This window comes from Amycolatopsis pretoriensis, from assembly GCF_900107925.1.
GTDB lineage: Bacteria > Actinomycetota > Actinomycetes > Mycobacteriales > Pseudonocardiaceae > Amycolatopsis > Amycolatopsis pretoriensis.
In genome coordinates this window covers 313,380-335,381 of the sequence record NZ_FNUJ01000007.1, presented here as the reverse complement: position 1 = coordinate 335,381, position 22,002 = coordinate 313,380, and the positions used below count along the sequence as shown (strand labels likewise).

Annotated in this window: 32 protein-coding genes; 11 read left to right on the top strand and 21 right to left on the bottom strand. The window is 69.1% G+C overall.

Translation table 11 applies throughout. From position 1 onward, the window contains the following. Positions 1-7: 7 nt before the first annotated feature. The 10 genes from BLV96_RS31340 to BLV96_RS31305 form a co-directional block, all read right to left on the bottom strand. Entirely contained in the window at positions 8-496 is a 489-nt protein-coding gene (locus BLV96_RS31340; protein ID WP_086681449.1) for a hypothetical protein, read from the bottom strand. Further along, positions 493-1,692, bottom strand: a complete 1,200-nt coding sequence (locus tag BLV96_RS31335; RefSeq protein ID WP_143051046.1) for a DNA cytosine methyltransferase — start codon at positions 1,690-1,692, stop codon at positions 493-495. Before BLV96_RS31335 ends, BLV96_RS31340 begins: the two co-directional genes overlap by 4 nt. Beyond that, positions 1,689-1,985 (bottom strand): hypothetical protein, encoded by a 297-nt coding sequence (locus BLV96_RS49325; protein WP_143051045.1) that lies wholly within the window; start codon positions 1,983-1,985, stop codon positions 1,689-1,691. Before BLV96_RS49325 ends, BLV96_RS31335 begins: the two co-directional genes overlap by 4 nt. Beyond that, the gene (locus BLV96_RS31330; protein WP_086681452.1) at positions 1,982-2,329 is read right to left on the bottom strand and encodes a hypothetical protein; all 348 of its coding nucleotides are present in this window, start codon (positions 2,327-2,329) and stop codon (positions 1,982-1,984) included. Before BLV96_RS31330 ends, BLV96_RS49325 begins: the two co-directional genes overlap by 4 nt. Next, positions 2,326-2,574 (bottom strand): hypothetical protein, encoded by a 249-nt coding sequence (locus BLV96_RS31325; protein ID WP_086681455.1) that lies wholly within the window; start codon positions 2,572-2,574, stop codon positions 2,326-2,328. Before BLV96_RS31325 ends, BLV96_RS31330 begins: the two co-directional genes overlap by 4 nt. After that, entirely contained in the window at positions 2,571-2,765 is a 195-nt protein-coding gene (locus tag BLV96_RS31320) for a hypothetical protein (protein ID WP_086681458.1), read from the bottom strand. Before BLV96_RS31320 ends, BLV96_RS31325 begins: the two co-directional genes overlap by 4 nt. Beyond that, a complete protein-coding gene (locus BLV96_RS31315) occupies positions 2,762-3,079 on the bottom strand; it encodes a hypothetical protein (protein ID WP_086681461.1) in 318 nt (105 codons plus the stop codon). The genes BLV96_RS31320 and BLV96_RS31315 overlap by 4 nt, the downstream gene beginning before the upstream one ends. Before the next feature lie 77 nt (positions 3,080-3,156). Continuing rightward, entirely contained in the window at positions 3,157-3,516 is a 360-nt protein-coding gene (locus tag BLV96_RS31310) for a hypothetical protein (RefSeq protein ID WP_086681464.1), read from the bottom strand. Between the two features lie 50 nt (positions 3,517-3,566). Then, a complete protein-coding gene (locus BLV96_RS50015) occupies positions 3,567-3,740 on the bottom strand; it encodes a hypothetical protein (RefSeq protein ID WP_167379792.1) in 174 nt (57 codons plus the stop codon). Positions 3,741-3,975: 235 nt separating this feature from the next. Next, positions 3,976-4,236: a hypothetical protein gene (locus BLV96_RS31305; protein ID WP_086681467.1), complete on the bottom strand. Its 261-nt coding sequence runs from the start codon at positions 4,234-4,236 to the stop codon at positions 3,976-3,978. A 196-nt stretch (positions 4,237-4,432) separates the two neighbouring features. On the opposite strand from BLV96_RS31305, the gene BLV96_RS31300 reads away from it, so the two are divergent. The 3 genes from BLV96_RS31300 (at position 4,433) to BLV96_RS51470 (ending at position 6,126) form a co-directional block, all read left to right on the top strand. Beyond that, positions 4,433-4,948, top strand: coding sequence for a hypothetical protein (locus BLV96_RS31300; RefSeq protein WP_086681470.1), 516 nt, complete (start codon positions 4,433-4,435; stop codon positions 4,946-4,948). Positions 4,949-5,188: 240 nt separating this feature from the next. Then, a complete protein-coding gene (locus tag BLV96_RS50010) occupies positions 5,189-5,362 on the top strand; it encodes a hypothetical protein (RefSeq protein WP_158104217.1) in 174 nt (57 codons plus the stop codon). 89 nt (positions 5,363-5,451) lie between these two features. Continuing rightward, positions 5,452-6,126: a hypothetical protein gene (locus tag BLV96_RS51470; protein ID WP_341866112.1), complete on the top strand. Its 675-nt coding sequence runs from the start codon at positions 5,452-5,454 to the stop codon at positions 6,124-6,126. A 70-nt stretch (positions 6,127-6,196) separates the two neighbouring features. Here BLV96_RS51470 and BLV96_RS31290 read toward each other — a convergent pair whose 3' ends face one another. From BLV96_RS31290 to BLV96_RS31260, 7 genes are all read right to left on the bottom strand, one after another. Further along, the gene (locus tag BLV96_RS31290) at positions 6,197-7,213 is read right to left on the bottom strand and encodes a hypothetical protein (protein WP_091389774.1); all 1,017 of its coding nucleotides are present in this window, start codon (positions 7,211-7,213) and stop codon (positions 6,197-6,199) included. Next, positions 7,210-7,416 (bottom strand): hypothetical protein, encoded by a 207-nt coding sequence (locus BLV96_RS31285; RefSeq protein WP_086681477.1) that lies wholly within the window; start codon positions 7,414-7,416, stop codon positions 7,210-7,212. Before BLV96_RS31285 ends, BLV96_RS31290 begins: the two co-directional genes overlap by 4 nt. After that, on the bottom strand, positions 7,413-7,673 hold the full coding sequence (locus BLV96_RS31280; RefSeq protein ID WP_086681480.1) for a hypothetical protein: 261 nt from the start codon (positions 7,671-7,673) through the stop codon (positions 7,413-7,415). Before BLV96_RS31280 ends, BLV96_RS31285 begins: the two co-directional genes overlap by 4 nt. Positions 7,674-7,722: 49 nt before the next feature. After that, positions 7,723-8,259: a hypothetical protein gene (locus tag BLV96_RS31275; protein ID WP_086681483.1), complete on the bottom strand. Its 537-nt coding sequence runs from the start codon at positions 8,257-8,259 to the stop codon at positions 7,723-7,725. Beyond that, on the bottom strand, positions 8,256-8,633 hold the full coding sequence (locus BLV96_RS31270; RefSeq protein ID WP_086681485.1) for a hypothetical protein: 378 nt from the start codon (positions 8,631-8,633) through the stop codon (positions 8,256-8,258). The genes BLV96_RS31275 and BLV96_RS31270 overlap by 4 nt, the downstream gene beginning before the upstream one ends. Before the next feature lie 322 nt (positions 8,634-8,955). Next, the gene (locus tag BLV96_RS31265; RefSeq protein ID WP_086681488.1) at positions 8,956-9,369 is read right to left on the bottom strand and encodes a hypothetical protein; all 414 of its coding nucleotides are present in this window, start codon (positions 9,367-9,369) and stop codon (positions 8,956-8,958) included. After that, positions 9,366-9,812, bottom strand: a complete 447-nt coding sequence (locus BLV96_RS31260) for a hypothetical protein (protein ID WP_086681492.1) — start codon at positions 9,810-9,812, stop codon at positions 9,366-9,368. Before BLV96_RS31260 ends, BLV96_RS31265 begins: the two co-directional genes overlap by 4 nt. Before the next feature lie 495 nt (positions 9,813-10,307). Here BLV96_RS31260 and BLV96_RS31255 point away from each other — a divergent pair, with 495 nt between their 5' ends. After that, positions 10,308-10,643: a hypothetical protein gene (locus BLV96_RS31255; RefSeq protein WP_086681495.1), complete on the top strand. Its 336-nt coding sequence runs from the start codon at positions 10,308-10,310 to the stop codon at positions 10,641-10,643. A 51-nt stretch (positions 10,644-10,694) separates the two neighbouring features. Then, positions 10,695-11,141 (top strand): hypothetical protein, encoded by a 447-nt coding sequence (locus BLV96_RS31250; protein ID WP_086681498.1) that lies wholly within the window; start codon positions 10,695-10,697, stop codon positions 11,139-11,141. Between the two features lie 249 nt (positions 11,142-11,390). On the opposite strand, the gene BLV96_RS31245 is transcribed toward BLV96_RS31250, so the two are convergent. Then, positions 11,391-13,430, bottom strand: a complete 2,040-nt coding sequence (locus BLV96_RS31245) for an acyl-CoA dehydrogenase family protein (protein WP_086681501.1) — start codon at positions 13,428-13,430, stop codon at positions 11,391-11,393. A gap of 146 nt (positions 13,431-13,576) precedes the next feature. On the opposite strand from BLV96_RS31245, the gene kstR reads away from it, so the two are divergent. Then, a complete protein-coding gene (kstR, locus tag BLV96_RS31240; protein WP_091389771.1) occupies positions 13,577-14,197 on the top strand; it encodes a cholesterol catabolism transcriptional regulator KstR in 621 nt (206 codons plus the stop codon). 7 nt (positions 14,198-14,204) lie between these two features. Here the strand turns inward: kstR and BLV96_RS31235 are convergent, their stop codons facing one another. Next, entirely contained in the window at positions 14,205-15,035 is an 831-nt protein-coding gene (locus BLV96_RS31235) for an LLM class F420-dependent oxidoreductase (protein ID WP_086684848.1), read from the bottom strand. 76 nt (positions 15,036-15,111) lie between these two features. Here BLV96_RS31235 and BLV96_RS31230 point away from each other — a divergent pair, with 76 nt between their 5' ends. Beyond that, positions 15,112-15,801: a class I SAM-dependent methyltransferase gene (locus BLV96_RS31230; RefSeq protein WP_091389768.1), complete on the top strand. Its 690-nt coding sequence runs from the start codon at positions 15,112-15,114 to the stop codon at positions 15,799-15,801. After that, positions 15,798-16,577: a hypothetical protein gene (locus tag BLV96_RS31225; RefSeq protein ID WP_091389764.1), complete on the top strand. Its 780-nt coding sequence runs from the start codon at positions 15,798-15,800 to the stop codon at positions 16,575-16,577. The genes BLV96_RS31230 and BLV96_RS31225 overlap by 4 nt, the downstream gene beginning before the upstream one ends. Here the strand turns inward: BLV96_RS31225 and icmF are convergent. Further along, positions 16,574-19,807: a fused isobutyryl-CoA mutase/GTPase IcmF gene (gene icmF, locus BLV96_RS31220; RefSeq protein ID WP_091389763.1), complete on the bottom strand. Its 3,234-nt coding sequence runs from the start codon at positions 19,805-19,807 to the stop codon at positions 16,574-16,576. The genes BLV96_RS31225 and icmF overlap by 4 nt on opposite strands. A gap of 137 nt (positions 19,808-19,944) precedes the next feature. Between icmF and BLV96_RS31215 the strand changes: the two genes are divergently transcribed. The 3 genes from BLV96_RS31215 to BLV96_RS31205 are packed head-to-tail and all read left to right on the top strand — an operon-like array spanning position 19,945 to position 21,345. Continuing rightward, on the top strand, positions 19,945-20,274 hold the full coding sequence (locus BLV96_RS31215) for an ArsR/SmtB family transcription factor (protein WP_086685149.1): 330 nt from the start codon (positions 19,945-19,947) through the stop codon (positions 20,272-20,274). Next, entirely contained in the window at positions 20,267-20,698 is a 432-nt protein-coding gene (locus BLV96_RS31210; RefSeq protein WP_086685152.1) for an SRPBCC family protein, read from the top strand. Before BLV96_RS31215 ends, BLV96_RS31210 begins: the two co-directional genes overlap by 8 nt. After that, entirely contained in the window at positions 20,695-21,345 is a 651-nt protein-coding gene (locus BLV96_RS31205) for a DUF899 domain-containing protein (RefSeq protein ID WP_091389760.1), read from the top strand. Before BLV96_RS31210 ends, BLV96_RS31205 begins: the two co-directional genes overlap by 4 nt. Positions 21,346-21,420: 75 nt before the next feature. On the opposite strand, the gene BLV96_RS31200 is transcribed toward BLV96_RS31205, so the two are convergent. Beyond that, entirely contained in the window at positions 21,421-21,984 is a 564-nt protein-coding gene (locus tag BLV96_RS31200; RefSeq protein WP_091389756.1) for a GTP-binding protein, read from the bottom strand. Positions 21,985-22,002: the final 18 nt, after the last annotated feature.

Genomic DNA, 22,002 nt, shown 5'->3' with positions numbered 1-22,002 from the left:
TAATTGGTCACCGGCCACGCTCCAAGGACACGAAATTGCAGTCGTAGCCCGGGGTTCCGCTCCACTGCCAGCGGCGGACGCACGTGATGGTGAGCCGGTCGCCGGGCTTGACGCCGGCGGCGCGGGTGTCCATGACGGCGTATTGCTGGTCTTCGCCGACGAACGACACCACGAACTTCTGTTCCACCGACTTCGAGTCCGCGCCGCCGGGGACGATGCGCGAATCGACCGTGGCGACCACACCAGATTTCGGCGTCCAGTGGTGGTATTCGGCTTCCCACGGGTACATGCCCCACCAGGTCGCCGCGACGATGCCGACCACGAGCAACGCGGAGAGGATCCAGCAGGCCAACGCCAACGGCGCGTCGTCGTGGTCGCGAGCCCGCAGGGAGCGCCACACCACGAAGAAAAAGACGCCGACGACGCAAACCACGGCGATGAGCAGCGGGACCACGATCATCGTCGCGATGGTTTCGCCGGTGAGTTCGGGCTTCATGCCGCCACCGCCCCATCGAGCAGCGACACGAGCCGGCGAAGCGCGGCCGCCGCCTGTTGCGGCACAACGCCGTTGCCGCCGAGCCGCAGCATGTCATTGCGGCTCAGTCCCGGCACGGCCGTGATGTAGCCGGCAGGCAGCCCCATCATCCATTCGACAAGCGCCGGGTTCAGGACTTGCCCGCCGCGCTGTCCGAGGACGGTGGGGTCGGGTGCTGGTCGTCCGATGATGGCGGCCCATCGGGCGATCGCGGGGGCATAGGCGCCCCAGCTGTGCGCGCGGCGTCCGTCAACGTCATCCCGTGGCCCCACGCGGGATTCGAACCGCTCGACGACTTCGCGTCCGTCGCGGTCGGAGTCGGCAGTAGCGCGTACACCGCGCTCGGCAACATCATGTCGCCCGATGAACCGCGTTGCTTCGGGCTCCCCTTGTCCCCGTCGGTCGCCCGAGGTGTCGGCAACAACGCGATCGTCGTGCGCAAGTCCGCCCCACCCTGACCATGCAAACCCGGGCCCGCCGTGTCGGATGCCCGCGGCGTTGGCAAGAGGTGTTCCACTTCGTCCGCCAGCGTCGGCCCGTGCCGACCGGCCTTCCGCTTGTCCGGGTGCTGGCTTCCGCCGTTCTTCGCCAGCTGTGCGGTTGGTGTCTTGAGCAGCAACGAAGACGCGGAATCGTTGGTGCGGAGCGCCGACGTCGGAAGCTCGAACGCCACACCAGACCGCGTCATACCCGATGTCGGCCAGGTCGCCGAGTACGGCTCCCAGTGCGCGCAAAGCAGGCTTCTTCGGGTGGTCTCCCAGGCACCCCGTGCAGGGTTCCACGTGGCTATGCGCTTTGGCACTGAGCAGACCCCTTACGTTCTCGACGACCACCAGGCGCGGCCGAATCGTGGCGATGGCGAATGCCATGTGTGACCAGAGGCCGGACCGGGTCCCGGGGGCCATGCCGACGCGGCGGCCCGCGGCAGACACATCCTGGCAGGGAAAGCCGCCGCCAAGGACATCGACGGGTTCCACAGTGGACCAGTCAACGGCGGTGATATCCCCGAGATTCGGAATGTGCGGGTAGTGGTAGGCGAGCAGCTTCGACGCGCCCTTGTCGTTGTCGCAGAACCACGCGGGCACGCATCCGAGCACGGAGCCCGCAGCGTGGTCGAGGGCGGCGGTGCCGGTGAACAGCGATCCGAAGGTGATCATCCCGCCGCCCCCTCGGCATCGGCGAGGTCGACGATGTTTGAGCCGAGGCACGCCGCGTGGAACAGCAACGCAAGCGCGGAGTACCAACGGCCGGCGCGATGACGGTCACGGGCTTCGTCGTCGGTCGGTCCGATCGCGAGAATCTGAACCGGCAGCCCGTTACCTAGGAAGTGGTCGCAGGCCGGGCACACGTCCCGATAGGCCGGGTGACCGGGCCCGAGCGGTGGGAACGCGCGTCCCTCGCGGGGCGCTCCCGAGCGCCACCGAACGTAGGTATCGCCAGTGCGGGTCATTCGTCATCCCCCTCGGCCGGCGCGGGCTTGAGGCTGTCGAGTTCGCGTTCCAGCTCAATGGGGAGTTCGAGTTCTACTTCGCCGGTCCGGCGTTCCCGGGCTCGGCGCCAGAGACGGCGCAGCTCTTCACCGTCCGCAGTAGCGCCCGGAAATGCTTCGATGGCGCGAATCCGGGCCTCCGGGATGACCTCGCCGGATTCGGTCTTGGTCGTGATCTTGAGGCAGTCGACCAGGGCAACGACGATGTGGACGTCGCTGGGGTTGGCGATGAGGGCGGCGGCGATGCTGGCGATACCGTTGGTGCGATCGTCGCGCGGCAGCTTGCCGGAGAGGATGACGCTCATGAGATTTCCCCTGTGGTGACGTAGTTTTCGGCGCGGACGCGCAGGTAGTGGCCTTCCGGCCAGCGGTGCCAACAGCCCCCGCAGTCAGGGCACGACCAGAACAAGACGCCGTCGTAGACGCCCCGGATCTCCTGCCCGATGACGCGGCTGTAGTGCGTGGCGTAGCTGTAGTACTGGCGACGCTCTTCGGGAATTTCGTTACCGCGCAAGCATGTCCCGCAGTGCGGGCATTCGTCGATGGTCACCCGTCCTCCCCGTCCTCGTCGTCAAGGGGGTTCCAGGTGGCGCAGACGTTGCGTTCGGTGGTGGCCCACACGTAGGTCGGGCATGGCCAAGGCAGTTGGCATTCCATGCAAAAGTCGTCGAAGAGACCGCCCTCAAGAATCGCGCGGACGTGCGCGTCGGCGATTCGGGCGAGCCGGTCGGCGGCGGTCATGACGCTTCCGCTTCGGTGTCGAGCCGCGGCATCTTCAGAGATTCGCGGCGGCGGCGGGTGATGTAGCGATCGGCGAGTTCGGGATGTTCGGTGCGGAACAGCCCGAACGCGAAGCCCTGGCGTTCCTGGACGTCGCGGCGGACGACGGGCCGGCCGTCGACGGTGCCGATGTCGGCGTCGCCGAGGGCCGCGATGATGTCCTTTTCGGCCTGGGCGGCGGTCGCGGCGAGCCGGGCGGCACCGCATCGGGCGGCCCGCCAGCGGGCGACGGCCGGCGCGATCGCGTCGAGTGCGACCGTCTTGGGGTCGAGCATGGGAAATCGCCTTTCCTCACTTCGGCGGAGGTACGCGGCGGGGACCGGGGCAAGGCAAGGCGACGCGGGCGGAACGTTCAGTCGGCGTCGGACGCGGGGTCGGGTTCGGTCTGCCGCGGGTCGTCGCCCGCCGGGTCGTCGGGCCCGCCGGTCGTCTCGCGGCCGGGCTCGGGCTCGGCTTCGCCGGGTGCGTCGGCGACGTCATCCGTCGGCGCAGGCTCGGACGCGGGTTCTGCCGTGTCGGGTTCGACTGGCGCCGCGTCGGGGGCGGGCTCGGCGGTGTCGTCGGACAGCAAGGCGGCGACCCGGGCGGCGCCCAACGCCTCAACCCATGCGTTGAGGATCGGGGTGTCCGGGTGCGGGGTGGTGATGGCGGCGATCAGCTCGGCGGGCGAGTTGGCGAGCGGGGCGAGCGGGTCGCAGGTCGGCAGGGCCACGGATGTTCCTTCCGGTTGAGGTGCGGTGGGCTTTCGGGGGCGCGGCCGGTTCACGTGAGCAGCGGCGCGGCGGTGATGGCGGCGTCGAGCAGGCACGCAGCGATGGCGAGCCGGCCGACGACGTGGAGCTGTTCCACGGCCGTGTCGGGGTAGGCGTCGGCGAGTTGGCCGACCTGCCACCGGGCGACGCGGGTGAGGTGGACCAGTCGAGATGTGATCCACATGGGGATCTCGACCAAGGCCGGTCGGATGGTCGCGGCGTGGGTCGGGCGGTCTCCTGGCATGGTTCTGTCCCTGTTGTGACCGGTTTTTGGGATGGGTCAGCCCCGGGGCGCGCCACAGGCGCCGGGGGTTGGGTGGTTCAGACCGCGCGTGGGGGCCCTACGTCGGCGAGGGTTGCTCCCACGGCGTGGCGGCGTGCGGTGGTCTCGCGGCCGGTCGCGGCCTCGGTCGCGGCGTTCATGCGACGGCGTCCGGGCTGGCGTACGGGGCGGCGAGTGCGGTGTCGGGGAACCGGAAGAGGGCGCCCCGGTCGACGCTCAAGGCGTCTTCGAGGGCGGCGGCGGTGGTTACGGCGACGGTGGTTCGGTCGCCGTGCACAAGCTGATGTAGCCGCTGGGGCGTCATGCCGGCGCGGCGTGCTGTCTCTGCGCGCGGGCCCGCAGCGGCGACGCGTTCCCGCAGCTCAGAGAGGTCGCGCACGTGCACGTAGACGGTCATCCGAGCGCCCTTCCTCGCTCGGCGCATCGACCGGCAGAGGACACGTCTGCGTGGTGCGCGGGGCCTAGTTGATCTTCGGTCCTCACCGTAGGTCGCCCCGACGCGCCCGTCAACTGGCTGTTAACACGCGGTTGCTGTCAACTGTGGTTTGATCACGGTCACTGGTGTACCTACCACCCCTGCGAGAGGTGCCCCGATGAAGTTGCCGGAATTAATTCTGAGCAAATTGGATGAACCGCGAACCGAGGAGGACGAACGACTACACGAAGAGGACAAAACCGAGAAGGACGACGCGTTTCTGGACGCCGTCAAAGACGAGCGGAACACGAAGAACCCGGGGACCCGGTTGCCGAGCTTCCGCCGGGTGACCTACGGAACCATGGTGCTCCGGGCGAGGGTGGCCGGCTACAGCCTGTCGCGCGCACAGCTTTCGAAGATGGTCAACAACGAGTTACGCGCGTTTCCTACGCCGGACACCATCTTCGCTCTGGCGGCGGCACTGAAAGAGAGCAAAGAGACGGTGACCGCAGCGGTCGCCGAAGTCTTCGGCATCCATATCTACCAGCCAGATGAACCGGGCGACGCCGTGGTGTTCTCCCGGGAACGTCGCTCGCCCTCACAGCTGGCAGTCACCCGACGGAGGATCAGCCGCACGCTGGCGATCCGAGGTGGCGACGACGACGATCGACGCCCCGCGAGCCCCGCAGAATAATCGTAACTGTGCGTAACCGAGTGCTCCAAACCGCTCGGTCGTGCATGATCATTGGGCCATATGGAGGAATGTCCGGTGTGCGCAGTTGCGACGGCACACCCTCGGTATGAGGGTTCACGCATGGATTAACGGAGATGGAGGATTATTGAGAATTTTTCAGGTTGGGTGTGCAGCTCGGGCCCGAGCGAGACGGAAACAGTAGCCAACCCCGGGGGGCGGGAGAGGGACGATGGAGCGTAAATGGACATCGAAATCGTCCGGACATCCGAGGGTGACGATGACGAAGACGCGGGCTATGTGGTTCTCGATGGCGTTATCCAGATCGTCGCCGCGAACAACGCGCCACAGTCCGACGTGGACCTGTGGGCGGCCATAGCCCTAGTGCGGGAAGACCCCCGGTACCGAGGAAAGTGACGAGAGTCCCCGGCACCGCATAGAGCAAGTATGCGGAGCCGGGGACTCTCTCATGTTCGGGCCCATTCACACAGAAGGATGTCCCTCGGATGAGTGAAGAACCCACCGCATCGTACGACGCTGGATCGGGCAAGGAAACCTGGACGCCCGGCGGCCGGCTCGAGGACGTGCTGGGCCTCGAACAGGCGGTGGCCCTGATCATCGCCGTAACGGGCGACGACCAGTCCGACCACGGCGACGAGACCGGCGGGCCGCCGGCGTACCTCGTGAACCCGATGGCCACCGCGCACACGCTGAACGCGGTCGGCCTGCTCCGCGGCTCAACCAACCCCACGACCCGGGTGACGGCGATGTTCGCCGAGATGGCCGTGACCCGGGGAAGGGCCATCGGCGAGGCCGTCGCGCTCATCGACGCGCACCCCGGCCGGCTGGCCATCCTGGACGACGTCCGGGCCGCCCTGTGCCCGGCGGCTACGGTGGTCGCCATGACCGTCACCCCCGACGACAACCGCAAGGCCCGCGTGCGCCGTGAACTGGACCTGAGCACGGTGGAGTGGGTCCGGGCCGAGCCGCCCGGCGTGACCCTCGACGACCCGATCGAGTACGCCCACGTCGTGCACACCGACGGCGTCACGTGGACCGTCATGCGGCAGTCCAGCCGTCCCGAGGTCGTCTTGTACTTCGACCCGGCCGAGTGGGAAGCCTTCCGGCTCGGCGCCCGAGACGGTGAGTTCGACGTCCCGGACGGCGAACCCCGGGCATGACGAAAGCCGCCCCGCACCCGGCGGACCGGGGGACGGGGCGGCTTTGATCGGCGCGGACTTGAACGTGGACTTACTTGAGTCCCAACGCCCACTTGGCGGCGGGACTTGCGATCTGCTGGCGGGTGATGGGCTCCAAGTCGCGTTCGCACGGCAGGCAGTCCACCGATTCCCAGTTGCGCGCGAACGGTTGCCACACCGCGACGCCGCTTCCCTCAACCCGGTAGTACCGACGCGCGTCGTTGCGGTCGGCGTAGTACCGGACCGTCGTCCCGCCGGGGTAAGCGACGGTGTAGCCGAGAGCGTCGGCGAGCATGTGCAGCAGCGCCGTTGCGTCCGGGAATGAGGCGTTTTCCAGTTTGGCGGCGTCGTCGTTGCACCAGTCGTCATGCCCGTCACCCGAGCATCCGCACGTCTCCCGGATGACTTGGAAACGGGGGTCGTCGTAGACGGTGTGCGCCGATTCGTAGCCGTGAACGAGATGGCGCAGGCACAGCCGCCAGCCGCCGCCCGCCCCGTCCGGGGCTGCGTGGAGCGGGACGGCGATGGCTTCTTCGATGTGGCGGTACTCGGAGTCTCCGCCGCCGCACGGGTCGTCAGCCGGCTGGACATCAGCCGACGGGGCCGGGGCGTTCGCCTCGGCCCGATTCCCGAAGACCGCCCAGGCTTCCCGGCTGACCGGGTCGTCGACGTCGATGTCCGGGAAGTCCAGGCGTCCGGCGGCAAGCCATTCGTGCACGACATTTTGCACGTCGAACGCCATCCGCGTCGGACCGAAATTCTCGGCGCACAGGCCGCCGTACTCGTTCGCGTCGACGTAGTCGTGGAGATCGCTGAACGCCTTCACATCGGCGGGCACGGTGCCCATGGCGATGTCGTCGGCCACTTCGGACCGAACCCGCTGGGCGATCAGAGCCACGGCGCGCAGGTACAGCGCGTTCATGTGGTCGGCCCGAGCCTGCGCGTCTCCGTCCAGGCCGCTCGGCAGCGCGGCGACCATGTCCGTCATGACGTCGAACACGTAGTGGGCGACTTCGAGACCGTCGCCGAGCACCACGTACCGGGGTGCGATATCAGCCATCGCGATCATGCTCCGATCAGAAAACACGGCGGGGTCGCCGGGTCGGCGTGGTCGTAGTCGTCGAACGTTTCGCAGTACATCAGCGCCGCCCCGCAGTCCCGGCAGACGATGAGACCGTCGGCGTCGGCGGGCTGGTCGTCGTCGGTCCCGGTGGCGTCGGCGGGTGTGCGGTCGTGCCGATCCGCCGCGCATTCAGCGTGGTCGTATGTCATTGGCGTCGCGCCTTTCTGAAGTATGTAACCGATCCGAGGTTCATCGGCGATCCGTCGCGCAGAGCGGTCCACGGCCGCATCGCGACTACGTTGACGTCGTCGGCCAAGTCGTCGAACGTCCACGTCGCGCCCGTCTGCGTGCGGTGCGCGTGCCACGCCGCTTTCATGACGTCACGCGCCTCTTGTTCCGATGATCCGGCGGTCATGAACCGGAAGCCTGACGTTTCCAGCGTCGCAACGAAGAGTTCCGCAGCCATGGCAAATCCGCCTTCCCGTTTTGTCCGGGGGTTGATTAAGGGGTGAGATTCACTCGCCGTGCGTCTGGTCACCCGCAATGGCGGTCGCGACCAGGCAGGCCAAAAAATGTTCGTCCAAGATGCCGTCTTCGCGAACGGGACGGGGCACCCGGCCGCCGTTGGCCATAGTGAAGTCGCCGGGCGTGTCGTCGGCCCGCATCACGCCGACGGTCACCGTGGAATCGTGCGTGATGTCGCACAACACCACCGTGCGCCCAGCGACGCACAAGTGCCATGCGGCGGTCGCCGACACGACGGTGGGCCAGCCATGGGCCCACATCACGGTCTCAACCCGCCGCGCGGTCACGGGCTCGCACCCGTCAGCGGCCACGAACACCGTGGGCGGCTGATACGGCGGGGTGATGACGGCGGGGCCGGGGCGGTTCGCGATGTCGTAGACCCGGTTTCGGCCACGGACGCCGAGCCACTTCGCGATGTGCGTGGGCTTCGCGCCCGCACCGATGGCGGTGCGGATCATCGTCTCTTCGGCGTCGGCGGCCGCCACACGTGCGGCGTGGGCGGCGACGACGGGCTGTTCCCACGTCACAACATCACTTCTTCGATGTCGTATTCACGGCCCGCCTGAAGGGGGTCGGCGTGGTATCGGTCGACCCGCTGTTGGGCGTGACGTCTGTCCGCGAACAGAAATCCGGTCGGGTACACGGGATTTCCGTTTTCGTCCCATCGGTAAATCCGGTAGAACAACGTGTTTGCCAAGTCGTCGACCAGCCACGGCGTGACGTCCGTGATGTCGCGCTTTTCCAGGGCCGATTCAACACCGCGTTTCGTCGCGTAGTCGTTGATCCGGCACCCGTCCACGAAGAGGCGGAAGTTGCGCGAGCCGTCGTCGTAGTAGCTGGTCCGGACAGTCGCGGTCCGTGCGGGATACGTTTCAACGGTGGCGATGAGTGTTCGCGTCACTGGGCTTTCCCTCCGTGCCTTGCGGTGTACGACCACCGTACGGTCTGGAATGCCCCCGGCGCAGCTATAACTTTGTGCTGGCCATGAATAGCACCGTGCTGCGATAGGCAATGTGCTATTCGGTATTAGCTCTCTGCTGCAATTACGGGTAAGTCTCCGGTTGCTCGTCAGACTGGTCGGGCCGGCGAGGGGGACCAGCCGGCCGCGCGTCGTCCGTCGCGGCGGCGGCCGCGCGGACCGCGCCGGCGATCCACTGCGAGTCCACTCCGGCGTACTTCCATGCGACGGCAACCATGCGTACCCACCACTCGCGCACCACGGGTCACGTCGTGCGCGACGGCCCCGCCTCGGGCGGTAGTTCCCGGCGGACGGGGTGAGCGGCGTACGTGTTGTAGACCGGCCAGTCGGTCCGCCACGTCCACGGTTGCGGGTCGATCCGAAGGCCCTTCAGCCCGAGGACTCGCGTTACCTCTTCCCACAGGTCGCCGGAGACGGACAGCAGGGTTGTTTCCCCATCGCGGCGTTGGTGATCGTGCAAGTCGATCAACAGCATCCCGATCATCCCGGCCATCAGGTCTTTCGGGAGGTCTTTGGTGCTGCGGATGAACTCGGTTAAACCGTTGTGGCGGCCGTGCTCGGCGATGCTGTCCGCAAGGATCGATGCGAACCGGATGACCTCCATGCGATGTGTCGGCCAGTTCTCGGGCGCGTACATCGGCGTGTATTCCTCCGTCACGCGGTCTCCGTGTCGATCCAGGCCACCAGGTTCCGCGCGGCGGCGTAGTACGCGAGGTAGAGCGCCCGGCCGCACATCACGTGGGCGGTGCGATTCTTGAGGTCGCCGAGGTCGGCTAGCCCGTCGTCTTCGCCCTTGTCGTTCTGACCGAATTCGTGGGCGACGCCGTCGAACTCCGAGAGGTCGACGTGCCACGCGGCGGCGATCTGCCCGAACTCCGAACCGCGATCGGTGGGACGCCGCGGAACTAGCGTTTTCGCGATGAGGTGGTATGTGCCGTCTCGGTCGCCGTCGTCGAACTTCCCTTCACTGTTCGCCTTCATGACGGCCTCGCGTACGTCATCGACAATCGTCATCCACGAGTGCCCTTTGGTGGTGTCGAGGCGGGTGATGGCGTTGAGTTCTTCGTATGTCGCGCCGTGGAGGCGGGCGATGTCGAGCACGGGGCAAGCCTCTCTCTGGTCATTCGCCGGCTCATCAACCGGCGGTTGACAACGATACGGGGGCGGAGTGAGACGCTGGTCACCGACACCGGCTGTCACTGCTGAACTGCGGAATGGAGTCGGTCTCGGCGGGCGTCCCTCGGCATCGCTTTACCCGCCGGGCGGGCCCCGCCCGGCGGCCGACACGGGGGTTCCCAACGCGCCCGTCCCCGCCGGACCCCTAGCGCACCGTTCGGCGCCCTGCTATCCTCTGTTCCCGTCTCCGTGCGAGCGGAGCTGACCCGAGGGTGCACATTCACTTGGCATCACGACGGTTATGGACCCTGCGTCAGCGGGGCCGGCAAGGTCTGCGGACCTTGGGGATCGCAACGCGATTGAGTGCGCCACCCCCCATGTGGCACACCGAAGGCCCCGCCGAGTCGGCGGGGCCTTCCTTCGCATCCGGGGTTTTCCAGGCTCTCGCGCCGCGTGTCGACGTGTTGCATACTCGAACCTATGTTCGACGTATCGAACCCCGAGCCGCCGCCCGGGTTGAACGACATCCGGTCCATCCGCGGAGGCCGGCCCGTATGGGTCGACCTCGCACGGGCCTACCCGCTCGGGGAACCGCTCGGGATCTACCCGCACGGCATCGACCTGCAGGCCGTCGTGCCGGGCGACCTCCGGATGTGGCGCCGGGCCACAACCGGTCAGTGGGTGGGCTGGTGCAACTTCAAGATCGGCGGGGCGGACGGGGCGGGCGGTTCACGAACTAGCCACTTCGTCGTGCCGAACGCGCTCGAACCCCGCCGGGAAGGCGCGACGTGGATCGACCGGCGTAACGCTCCGTAAGATCATCGCGACCATCCCCGACAGGGCGCAACTTAGGGAAGCGGGGCCGTCGTGACCAAGACCGTACGTTTGATCACCAGGTGGGTCGCCGGCGCGGTCGTCGGCGGCAGTGTCGGCCTGATCGTCGCCGGCTGTGCCCAGGCACCCGCCCCGACCGCGCCGGGCAAGTTCACGACGGCCGGCACGTTCCGTCTCGTGGCGAACGCCTACCCGAAGACGTCCGGCGAGTGCGGCGGCCTCAACGACTTCGCAGACGTGAAAGACGGCCTCACGGTGCGGGTGGCCGACCAGTTGAACACGTCCGACGTCATCGCCACTGGGACCCTCACCGGTGGCCACTACGCCGACCAGGCGTGCGTGTGGTACTTCACCGTCGCCGACATCCCGGCCGACCACAACGTCTACACGATCATGGTCGGACAGTCGACGGCCGAAGAGGTCACCAAGGACGAGATGCAACACTCGGTGACGCTCACTGACGGCCGTCTCCGGTCATGATCCGCCACGACGAAAGAGGCCGGGGCCGCCTTCCCGATGGGGGCGGCCCCGGCCTCTTTCCGTTGAGAGTTGATCTTCGTCGGTGCGGTACGCGGGTACGCGCTCGGTACGCGCGAGGCTGATCAGCACTGCAAAATGATGCGAAGCGTTGAGAGCGACTTTCGCCTGATCAGGTCACATGATGATCTTGTTCCCGCAGGTCAGGGACCCGCCACGTCGCGAATGACTCATTCGCGCCGTCTCAGGAAGTCACCGCGGCAGCCCCAGCAGCCGTTCCGCCGTCAACGACCGCAGCACCTGCGTCGTGCCGCCCGCGATGGACAGGCACCGCGTCAGCAGGAACTCGTGCTGCGCCGCACCGTCCGCGACCAGCGCCCCCACCCCGGCCAGCTCCACCGCGAACTCCGCGACCTCCTGCCGGTGCGAGACCCCGAGCAGCTTCCGCACGCTCGACTCCGCGCCCGGGTCCTGCCCCTCCAGCCGCCGCAACGCCACCCGCAGGTCCAGCACCGAACCCGCCACCCCGAAGGCCACCAGCGAACCGAGCCGGTCCAGGGCGACGTCGTCCAGCGCGGCAGCGTCCACAATGGACACCAACGCCTGGACGCTCTCCCCCACCGCCGACCCGCTCCCGAGCGCGACCCGCTCGTTGGCCAGCGTCGTGCGCGCCAGCCGCCACCCCCCACCGGGAGTGCCGACGACGTCGGCGTCCGGGACGAACACGTCGTCGAGGAACACCTCGTTGAACACGGCTTCCCCGGTGATCTCCCGCAGCGGCCGCGTCGTGATGCCCTCGGCGCGCATGTCGACCAGGAAGTACGTGATCCCCCGGTGCTTGGGCGCGTCCGGGTCGGTGCGCGCCAGGCAGATGCCCCAATCGGCTTCGCGCGCCAACGACGTCCACACCTTCTGCCCGGTCAGCCGCCAGCCGCCTTCGACGCGCCGCGCCGCCGTCCGCAGCGACGCCAGGTCCGACCCGGCACCGGGCTCGCTGAACAGCTGGCACCACGTGAGTTCGCCCCGCAGCGTCGGCCGGGCGAACCGTTCGCGCTGCTCGTCGTCGCCGTGTTCGAGGATCGTCGGGACCGCCCACGCCCCGATCACCAGGTCCGGGCGGCGGACCCCGGCCGCGGCGAGCGCGCCGTCGATCCGCAGCTGCTCCGCGGCGTCGGCGCCCCGGCCGTAGGGGGCGGGCCAGTGCGGCGTCAGCAGCCCGGCGTCCGCCAAGGCGACCCGGTGCGACGGCAGCGCCGCGATCCGCGCCACCTCTTCGGCCAGCGAAGGGTCTTCTCCGACGTCGACGCCCAAAGTGCGTTCGGTCCCGGCCAGCGCCAGCGAGGCCGCCTGCCGGCGCCACGGGCCCGAGCCCCCGAGCCACTGCCGCAGCGCGACGGCCCGGCGCAGGTAGAGGTGCGCGTCGTGCTCCCAGGTGAACCCGATCCCGCCGAGCACCTGGACGCAGTCCTTGGCGTTGGCGACGGCCGCGTCGAGCGCGACGGCGGCCGCGCTCGCCACCGAAAGCGGGTGCTGCCCGGACGCCGCGTCCCAGGCCAGCGCTTCGGCCGCTTCGGCGCGGCAGAGCATCTCGGCGCACAGGTGCTTGATCGCCTGGAACGCCCCGATCGGCCGGCCGAACTGCTCGCGGACCTTGGCGTACTCGACGGCGAGGGTCAGGCACCGCCGCGTCACCCCCGCCGCCTCGGCCGATGCCAGCGTGGCCGCCAACGGACGGACCGGTGGCAGGGTCAGGACGTCGGAACCGGCCCCGGACCACCGGATCCGCGCCAGCGGACGCGAGAAGTCGAACGGCGGCAGCGGCTCGACCGTCACGCCGGGCGTCCCGGGCGCGAGCAGCACGTGACCACCGTCGACCGGCACGAGCAGCCAGGACTCCGGAGTGGCGCCGGGCACGGGCCCGCTGACGCCGTCCTCCAGCGGTTCCAGCAGCACGGCGATCGACGCTTCCCCCTCGGCGACCGCTTCGAGGAGTTCCTTCGCCGACGGGACCTCCGTGAGCAGGAGGCCACCCAACGCGGTCCCGAGCACCGGACCGGGAACGAGTTCCTCCGCCGCCGCGGCCAGCCCGGCCGCCAGATCGGCGACACTCCCCTCGGCACCCCCCACCGCGGCCGGCAGGGCGACGCCGGACAGGCCGAGCCCGGCGAACCCGGCCGGCAGCCCGGCCCCGGTTTCCGCCGCGCGCACCGCCTCTCGCGGGGGGTGCGCGCTCGCCCAGGCGTGGATCGCCTCGGCCAGCGCGGCCTGTTCCTCGGTGAGCGCGACCGGCATGGGGCCTCCTCGCGGGACGGGACACTACTCGCGAGTGTAGAACGTGTTACAGTTTTTCGGCCAGTGGGTCAATTGTTGAACGTTTCGCCAGGAGAGGTACGCTACGTCCTGAACTGGAACAAGTTCCGAAGGACGGGGGAACACCGATGCCCGGCAAGACCAAGGCGCGCGGCAACGGCATGAGCGCGATCGGGGCCGACGAACTCGGCTCCGCCGCCCAGCGCGACCGCCGTCGCCGGATCATCGACGCCACCCTCGCCCTGGCCTCGAAGGGTGGCTACGACGCCGTCCAGATGCGCGCCGTCGCCGAGAAGGCCGACGTCGCGCTCGGCACGCTCTACCGGTACTTCCCGTCGAAGATCCACCTGCTCGTCTCCGGCCTCGCCCGCGAGTTCGAGCGCGCGCAGGAGAAGCTGGAGCGGCAGGCGATCCCCGGCGAGACGCCGGCCGAGCGGCTGATGTTCGTGCTCGGCCGCAACACCCGGCTGATGCAACGTGACCCGCACCTGACCGAGGCGATGGTGCGGGCGTTCATGTTCGCCGACACCTCCGCCGCGGCCGAGGTCGAGCAGGTCGGCCGGCTGATGGAGAACATGTTCGCCCAGGCCATGGGCATCTCCGAGCCGACCGAGGCCGACCGCGACATCTTCCACGTCGTCGCGGACGTCTGGATGGCGAACCTGGTGGCCTGGGTGACGCGCCGCGCGTCGGCCGCCGACGTCGCCAACCGCCTCGAACTGTCGGTCCACCTCCTCCTGGACAAGTAGCCGCCGGTCAGCGGTGCGCGGAGGCCACCTTCGCCAGCTCGTCGAGCGACTTCAGCGTCTCCGCTTCCGGCAGCGTGTCCAGCAGGAACGTGTACCGCTCGACGCCGGCCTCGCGGAAGCCGTCGATCACCTTCGGCGTGGTCGGCCCGCCGAACACCGCGAACTGGACGTCCTCGCGGCCCTGGTCGGCCAGCCAGCCCCGGACGCGCTGAGCCTCCTGGTACTTCGTGTAGCCGCGAAGCAGCCAGCCGTCGCCGTAGCGAGCGAGACGGTTCAGCGCCGCTTCACTCTCTCCGCCGATGTAGATCGGTACGTGCGGCTTCTGCACCGGCTTCGGCCAGCTGAAGATCGGGTCGAGGTCGATGTGCTCGCCGTGGAACTCGGCCTCGTCCTTCGTCCAGATCTCCTTGAGCGCGGCCAGCTGCTCGTCGATCAGCGCGCCGCGGGTCTTCGGGTCGGTGCCGTGGTTGCGCATCTCTTCGCGGTTCCAGCCGACGCCGACGCCGAACAGCGCGCGGCCGTCGGAGACGAGGTCCAGCGAAGCGACCTCCTTGGCCGTGTGGATCAGGTCGCGCTGGGGCAGCAGCGCGATCCCGGTGCCGAGCAGCAGCTCCGACGTCGCCACGGCCGCCGCGCTGAGCGCCACGAACGGGTCGAGCGTGCGGTAGTACACGCGGGGCAGGTCGCCGCCGCCGGGGTAAGGGGTTTCGCGGCTGGCGGGGATGTGCGAATGCTCGGCCAGGAACAGCGAGTCGAAGCCGCGCTCCTCCAGTGCCGCACCCAGCACGTCCGGCCGGATGCCTTCGTCGGTCACGAACGTCGAGATCCCGAATTTCATAGTCAACGACTACCACCGGGTTGACACGTGGTGCACGATGAAGTCATCTCATCATACGTTGAATAAGGGGGCAGTCATGGACGTACAGGACGTCGACTTCGAAGAGCTGTACCAGGGCGCCACCCCGATGGGCCGGAAGATGCCGTGGGACCTCGGCGCCCCGCAGCCCGCGGTCGTCGCGCTGGCCGACGCCGGCGAGTTCACCGGTGACGTGCTCGACATCGGGTGCGGCCTCGGCGACAACTCGGCGTTGCTCGCCTCGCGCGGCCTGCGGGTCACCGGGCTGGACGGCGCGCCGTCGGCGATCGAGCAGGCCCGGACGCGCGCGCCGGGCGTCACCTTCGCGGTGGCCGACGCGACCAAGCTCGAAGGCTACGAAGGACGTTTCGACACGGTCCTCGACAGCGCGCTGTACCACTGCCTGTCCGAGGAGCAGCGGCGCGCGTACCTCGCGGCGCTGACCCGCGCGACGCGGCCGGGCGCGACGCTGCACCTGTTCGCGTTCTCGCCGGAGGTGCCGGACGCGTTCCCGGCGCCGTACCTGATCACCGAGGCCAACCTGCGGGAGACGGTCGGCCAGGACTGGACGATCGAACGCCTCGAGCCGACGGTGTACACGACGTCGATGACACCGGAGGAGCTGCGGCAGAGCGTCCGGGCGATCCTGGACCAGGACCCGGCCGCGCTGACCGAGCTGGACACCGACGCCGACGGCCGGGTGCTGGTACCGGTCTGGCAGCTGAAGGCCGTACGTTCGGCCGGGTGATCGTCGAACAGTCCGTGGTGCCGCGCGCCGGCGACGAACCGTGCGCCGACCGGCTGATCTCGGGTGCGCACGTCGTCGGCGTCGCCGACGGCGCGACGAAGAAGCCCTGGGACACCGGACCCGACGGCGCCGCGCTGGCCGAAGCCGTCGCCGGGCACCTGGCCGGGCTCCCGGCCAGGTGTTCGGCGCGCGAGGCCGCCGGCAGCGCGACCGCGCTGGTCCGCGGGCTGCTGCCGGAGCCGGGTGCCGGCTCGGCGGTGACGTTCTGCGTGCTGCACCGGCCACGCCGCGAAATCTGGCGCGTCGGCGAAGGCCGCGTGCTGCTGGACGCCACGCCCGTGCCGCCGCGCCCGTCCGGCGAGCGGGTCGTGGCCGAGGCGCGTGCTCTCGTGCTTCGCGCGCACCTCGCCGACGGCGTTCCGGAAGCGGCGCTCCTGGCCGACGATCCGGGCCGCGCGGCCGTCCGGGAGCTGTTGCGCGCACTGGTCGGGCTGCGCAACCGGCCCGACCCGCACCTCGGCTACGGCGCGATCGACGGCCGGGACGTCCCGGCCGGCTTCGTCGAGGTGCTCCCGGTGCCCGAGGGCGTGCGGGAAGTCGTCATCACGACCGACGGCTACCCCGAACCGGCGCCGACGCTCGCCGAAGCCGAACGCCTGCTGGCCGAGCGGCTCGCGCGGGACCCGCTGATGATCGAAGACCCGCCGGAAACGAAGGGCCTGCGCCCGGCCGCGAACTCGTTCGACGACCGGGCGTACCTTCGCGTGCGGCTCTAGACGTTGCGCCGGTACTGGCCGCCGACCTCGAAGAACGCCTCCGTGATCTGACCCAGCGAGCACACCCGCGCGGCGTCCATCAGCACCCCGAACAGGTTGCCGCCGCGGGTGGCCGCCTCGCGCAGCGCCTTCAGCGCCTGCTGGGCCTCCTCGTGGTGGCGGTGCTGGAAGTCCGCCAGGCGGTCCAGCTGGGACTTCTTCTCGTCCTCGGTCGCGCGGGCCAGCTCGACCTCGACCTCGTCCTCCCCCGCGCGCGGGTTGCGGAACGTGTTGACGCCGATGATCGGCAGCGAGCCGTCGTGCTTCTTGCGCTCGTACAGGATCGACTCGTCCTGGATCTTGCCGCGCTGGTAACCGGTCTCCATCGCGCCGAGGACGCCGCCGCGCTCGCTGATCCGGTCGAACTCGGCCAGCACGGCCTCTTCGACCAGGTCGGTCAGCTCGTCGATGACGAACGAACCCTGCAGCGGGTTCTCGTTCTTCGACAGGCCCCACTCCTTGTTGATGATCATCTGGATCGCCATCGCGCGGCGCACCGACGACTCCGACGGCGTCGTGATCGCCTCGTCGAACGCGTTGGTGTGCAAGGAGTTCGCGTTGTCGTACAGCGCGCACAGCGCCTGCAGCGTCGTGCGGATGTCGTTGAAGCTCATCTCCTGCGCGTGCAGCGACCGCCCGGACGTCTGCACGTGGTACTTGAGCTTCTGCGACCGCTCGTTCGCACCGTAGCGCTCGCGCATGGCCACGGCCCAGATGCGCCGCGCGACCCGGCCGAGCACCGAGTACTCCGCGTCCATGCCGTTGGAGAAGAAGAACGACAGGTTCGGCGCGAAGTCGTCGATGTCCATGCCGCGCGCGAGGTACGACTCGACGTAGGTGAAGCCGTTCGACAGCGTGAACGCCAGCTGCGAGATCGGGTTCGCCCCGGCCTCGGCGATGTGGTAGCCCGAAATGGACACCGAGTAGAAGTTGCGGACGCCGTGCTCGATGAACCACTCCTGGATGTCGGCCATCATCCGGAGGCTGAACTCGGTGGAGAAGATGCAGGTGTTCTGGCCCTGGTCCTCCTTGAGGATGTCGGCCTGGACCGTGCCGCGGACGTTCTTCAAGGCCCACTCGCGCAGTTCGGCGGCTTCGGCGTCGGACGGCTCGCGCCCGTGCTCCTCGCGGAAGTCCGCGAGCTTCTGGTCGATCGCGGTGTTGAGGAAGAAGGCCAGGATCGTCGGCGCCGGGCCGTTGATCGTCATCGACACCGACGTGTTCGGCGCGGTCAGGTCGAAGCCGTCGTAGAGGACCTTCATGTCCTCGAGCGACGCGATGGACACGCCGGACGTGCCGACCTTGCCGTAGATGTCCGGGCGCGTGTGCGGGTCGTGGCCGTAGAGCGTCACGGAGTCGAACGCGGTCGAGAGGCGCTTGGCCTCGGAGTCGGCCGAAAGCATCTTGAACCGGCGGTTGGTGCGGAACGCGTCACCCTCGCCGGCGAACATCCGCGCCGGGTCCTCCCCGTCGCGCTTGAACGGGAAAACACCGGCCGTGTAAGGGAAGTATCCCGGCAGGTTCTCCCGGCGCAGGAACGACAGCAGCTCGCCGGACTCCGCGTACCGCGGCAGGGCCACGCGCGGGATCCGGTTGCCGGACAGCGTCTCGCGCCACAGCTGCGTGCGCAGCTCCTTGTCGCGGATCTTCACGACGAGCTCGTCCTGGCGGTACTCCTCGGCCAGTTCGCGGAAGCGCGAGAGGAGCTTTGTCGACTCGCCGTCCACATCGGACTCGGCCGCGGCGAGCAGCCCGTCCAGCGCGTCGGTGGACGCGTCCACCTTGGACAGTTCCGCCTGGGCCAGCGCCAGGGCTTCGCGCTTGCGGACCGCGGCGACCTGCTTCGCGGTGTCGGCGTGGTAGCCGCGCACGGTGTCGGAGATCTCCGCCAGGTAGCGGGACCGGTTGCCCGGGATGATCGTCGACGCGTCGGTCGAGACCTTGCCTTCGACCTGCGGCAGCGTCCCCGCGGACACGCCGAGGCCCCGCTCGGCGAGCATCCCGCGCAGGTGCTGGTACAGCGCGGTGACGCCGTCGTCGTTGAACTTCGCCGCGCTCGTGCCGTACACCGGCATGTCCTCCGGCGCGGAAGAGAAGGCCTCGCGGTTGCGCACCAGCTGGCGCGCGACGTCGCGGCGGGCGTCCTCGGCGCCGCGGCGCTCGAACTTGTTGATCGCGACGACGTCGGCGAAGTCGAGCATGTCGATCTTCTCCAGCTGCGACGCGGCGCCGAACTCCGGCGTCATCACGTACAGCGACTCGTCCACGAAGTCGACGATGCCGGCGTCGCCCTGGCCGATGCCCGGCGTCTCGACGATCACCAGGTCGAAGCCGGCGGCCTTGCAGGCCAGGATCGACTCGCTCAGCCCGGCCGGGATTTCGCCCGAAGTCGTGCGCGTGGCCAGGGAGCGGAAGTACACCGGGGAGCCGTCGAGGCAGTTCATCCGGATGCGGTCGCCGAGCAGCGCTCCGCCGCCCTTGCGCCGCGACGGGTCGACGGCGAGCACCGCGATCCGCAGCTTGTCCTCCTGGTCGAGGCGGAAGCGGCGGATCAGCTCGTCGGTGAGCGACGACTTCCCCGAGCCGCCGGTGCCGGTGATGCCCAGAACCGGCACCTCGCGCTTGCCCGCGGCCTCGGTGAGGCCGCTCAGCAGTTCGGCGGGCAGCTTCTCCGCCTGCAGCTGGGTGATGACGCGCGACAGCGAAGCGACGTCCCCGGAGAGCACCTTGTCCAGCGCGGGGGCCTCGGCCGCGAGGTCGGTGTCGCAGGCCTTGATCATCAGGTTGATCATGCCCGGCAGGCCCATCTCGTAGCCGTCCTCGGGCGAGAAGATGCGGGCGACGCCGCGCGAGTGCAGCAGTTCGATCTCCTCGCGCACGATCACCCCGCCCCCGCCGCCGAAGACCTTGATGTGGCCGGCGCCGCGCTCGCGCAGCAGCTCCACCAGGTAGGAGAAGTACTCGACGTGCCCGCCCTGGTAAGCAGAGATGGCGACACCCTGGACGTCCTCGGCGATGGCCGCGGTGGCGACCTCGTCGACCGACCGGTTGTGGCCGAGGTGGACGACCTCCGCGCCCTGCGACTGCAGGATCCGCCGCATGATGTTGATCGACGCGTCGTGACCGTCGAAGAGGCTCGACGCCGTCACGAACCGGACGGGGTGCACGGGGCGGTACAGCTCGCTGCTCATCCCTCCAAAATACTTTGACTTCCTACTATTGGAAACCCGAGGACCCGTGACGCGGATCTCAGGGCCCACCGGGAGAACTTGACAGTGCCCTGTTCGGCGCTATGTTTAACGAGTCCGTTAATTAACAAGGTGCTGAAATGACGACTGACCAGCTGAGCCGCACGTTCTCCGCCCTCGCCGATCCGACCCGGCGCGCCATCCTCGCCCGGCTTTCGGCGGGCGAAGCGACGGTGAACGAGCTCGCCGAACCGTTCACGATGAGCCTGCCCGCCGTTTCGCGGCACCTGAAGGTGCTCGAACAGGCCGGGCTGATCACCCGCGGCCGCACGCGCCAGTGGCGGCCCTGCCGGCTGGAGGCGAAACCCCTGGAAGACGTCGCCGACTGGGTCGCGACCTACCGGCAGTTCTGGGACGGCGGGTTCGACCGCCTCGAGGACCACCTGAGGAGGCTGACCGGCGATGCCTGACCTGACCATCACGCGCGTCTTCGACGCCCCGCGCGAGCTCGTCTACGCCGCCTGGACCGAACCGGACCACGTGGCGAGCTGGTTCGGTCCGCAGGGCTTCACCTGCACCGCCGTCACCGTCGCCCCGCGCCCCGGCGGCCGCTGGCGGGCCTGCATCCACTCCCCCGAAGGCGAGGACCTCTGGGTGGGCGGTGTCTACCGCGAGGTCGACGCCCCCGAACGGCTCGCGTTCACCTTCGCCTGGGAAGCCCGGGAGCCGGAGACGCTGGTGGAGATCGGGTTCGCCGACCTCGGGGGCAAGACCGAGATGACGTTCACCCAGACCGGCTTCCCGACCGCTGCCGAACGCGACGACCACGACGAGGGCTGGACCTCCAGCTTCGAAGACCTGACCGGCCACCTCCGAGGAAAGGACGCCCGATGACCGCCACCCTGCCCGAGATCGTCTCGCCGGAGGACTGGCAGGCAGCGCGCGACGCGCTGCTGGCCAAGGAGAAGGCGCACATGAAGGCGGCCGACCAGCTTGCCGCCGAACGCCGCCGGCTGCCGATGGTCCGCTTCGACGCGAAGTACCGGTTCGAGAGCACCGACGGGCCGGTCAGCCTGCTCGACCTGTTCGACGACCGCCGCCAGCTGATCGTCTACCACTTCATGCTGCACCCCGGCGACGAAGCGGGCTGCCCCGGTTGCTCCCTGCTCGTCGACAACATGCCGCACCTGGCGCACCTGCACGCCCGCGACGTCACGCTCAAGATCGTCGCGCCGGCGACGCTGCCGGAGATCGAGCGGTACCGGACGCGGATGGGCTGGGACGTGCCGTGGGTGTCCGCGCACGGCAGCGGCTTCACCGAGGACTGCGGCGTCGGGATGGGCTTCGGCGTCAGCGTGTTCCTGCGCGACGGCGACGACGTCTACCGGACGTACTTCACCTCCGGCCGCGGCGGCGAGATGTTCCTGGCCTCGCACCGCTACCTCGACGTCACGCCGCTGGGGCGGCAGGAGGCGTGGGAGGAGGGCGCCCACGGCGAGGACGCGCCCGGCTCGTGGTGGCGCCGCCACGACGAGTACTGACGGCGCGCTCGTGAGACACCGGGCGATCCCGCGCTTCCCCGCGCGCGATCGCTCCGGTGCTCGCCCGGGGCGGCGTCAGCGGGACTTGGCCGCCCGCAGCGCGATCCACTGGCGCATCGCGTACTCGACGAGCGTGATCAGCGTCTGCTTCGTCGACTCGCGGTCCCGGGCGTCGCAGCGGACGATCGGGATGTTCGGGTCGATCGACAGCGCCTCGCGCACGTCGTTGATGTCGTGCTCCAGCACGCCGTCGAACGTGTTGACGCCGACGATGTACGGCAGGCCGCGGTCCTCGAAGAAGTCGATCGGGGCGAACGAGTCGGCCAGCCGGCGCGTGTCGGCCAGCACGACGGCGCCGATCGCGCCGCGGACCAGGTCGTCCCACATGAACCAGAACCGCTGCTGCCCGGGCGTGCCGAACAGGTAGAGGATCAGGTCCGCGTCCAGCGACACCCGGCCGAAGTCCATCGCCACCGTGGTCGTCGACTTGCTCGGGGTGTGGTCGAGGTTGTCGACGCCGACGCTGGCGTCGGTCATCATCGCCTCGGTGGTGAGCGGCACGATCTCCGACACCGACCCGACGAAGGTCGTCTTCCCCGCTCCGAAGCCACCAGCCACCACGATCTTGGCGGATGTCATGGTCGGGGGCGCGGTGTC

Bases quoted from the DNA above. Each gene is read 5' to 3' on its own strand.
- BLV96_RS31285 (WP_086681477.1), bottom strand. From the start codon at position 7,416: ATGACATACGACCACGCTGAATGCGCGGCGGATCGGCACGACCGCACA.
- BLV96_RS31335 (WP_143051046.1), bottom strand. From the start codon at position 1,692: ATGATCACCTTCGGATCGCTGTTCACCGGCACCGCCGCCCTCGACCAC.
- BLV96_RS31230 (WP_091389768.1), top strand. From the start codon at position 15,112: ATGGACGTACAGGACGTCGACTTCGAAGAGCTGTACCAGGGCGCCACC.
- BLV96_RS31330 (WP_086681452.1), bottom strand. From the start codon at position 2,329: ATGAGCGTCATCCTCTCCGGCAAGCTGCCGCGCGACGATCGCACCAAC.
- BLV96_RS31315 (WP_086681461.1), bottom strand. From the start codon at position 3,079: ATGCTCGACCCCAAGACGGTCGCACTCGACGCGATCGCGCCGGCCGTC.
- BLV96_RS31245 (WP_086681501.1), bottom strand. From the start codon at position 13,430: ATGCCGGTCGCGCTCACCGAGGAACAGGCCGCGCTGGCCGAGGCGATC.
- BLV96_RS51470 (WP_341866112.1), top strand. From the start codon at position 5,452: ATGAGTGAAGAACCCACCGCATCGTACGACGCTGGATCGGGCAAGGAA.
- BLV96_RS31215 (WP_086685149.1), top strand. From the start codon at position 19,945: ATGACGACTGACCAGCTGAGCCGCACGTTCTCCGCCCTCGCCGATCCG.
- BLV96_RS31200 (WP_091389756.1), bottom strand. From the start codon at position 21,984: ATGACATCCGCCAAGATCGTGGTGGCTGGTGGCTTCGGAGCGGGGAAG.
- BLV96_RS31255 (WP_086681495.1), top strand. From the start codon at position 10,308: ATGTTCGACGTATCGAACCCCGAGCCGCCGCCCGGGTTGAACGACATC.
- BLV96_RS31340 (WP_086681449.1), bottom strand. From the start codon at position 496: ATGAAGCCCGAACTCACCGGCGAAACCATCGCGACGATGATCGTGGTC.
- BLV96_RS31305 (WP_086681467.1), bottom strand. From the start codon at position 4,236: ATGACCGTCTACGTGCACGTGCGCGACCTCTCTGAGCTGCGGGAACGC.
- BLV96_RS31235 (WP_086684848.1), bottom strand. From the start codon at position 15,035: ATGAAATTCGGGATCTCGACGTTCGTGACCGACGAAGGCATCCGGCCG.
- BLV96_RS31205 (WP_091389760.1), top strand. From the start codon at position 20,695: ATGACCGCCACCCTGCCCGAGATCGTCTCGCCGGAGGACTGGCAGGCA.
- BLV96_RS31290 (WP_091389774.1), bottom strand. From the start codon at position 7,213: ATGATCGCGATGGCTGATATCGCACCCCGGTACGTGGTGCTCGGCGAC.
- icmF (WP_091389763.1), bottom strand. From the start codon at position 19,807: ATGAGCAGCGAGCTGTACCGCCCCGTGCACCCCGTCCGGTTCGTGACG.
- BLV96_RS31300 (WP_086681470.1), top strand. From the start codon at position 4,433: ATGAAGTTGCCGGAATTAATTCTGAGCAAATTGGATGAACCGCGAACC.
- BLV96_RS31210 (WP_086685152.1), top strand. From the start codon at position 20,267: ATGCCTGACCTGACCATCACGCGCGTCTTCGACGCCCCGCGCGAGCTC.
- BLV96_RS50010 (WP_158104217.1), top strand. From the start codon at position 5,189: ATGGACATCGAAATCGTCCGGACATCCGAGGGTGACGATGACGAAGAC.
- kstR (WP_091389771.1), top strand. From the start codon at position 13,577: ATGCCCGGCAAGACCAAGGCGCGCGGCAACGGCATGAGCGCGATCGGG.
- BLV96_RS50015 (WP_167379792.1), bottom strand. From the start codon at position 3,740: ATGTGGATCACATCTCGACTGGTCCACCTCACCCGCGTCGCCCGGTGG.
- BLV96_RS31280 (WP_086681480.1), bottom strand. From the start codon at position 7,673: ATGGCTGCGGAACTCTTCGTTGCGACGCTGGAAACGTCAGGCTTCCGG.
- BLV96_RS31320 (WP_086681458.1), bottom strand. From the start codon at position 2,765: ATGACCGCCGCCGACCGGCTCGCCCGAATCGCCGACGCGCACGTCCGC.
- BLV96_RS49325 (WP_143051045.1), bottom strand. From the start codon at position 1,985: ATGACCCGCACTGGCGATACCTACGTTCGGTGGCGCTCGGGAGCGCCC.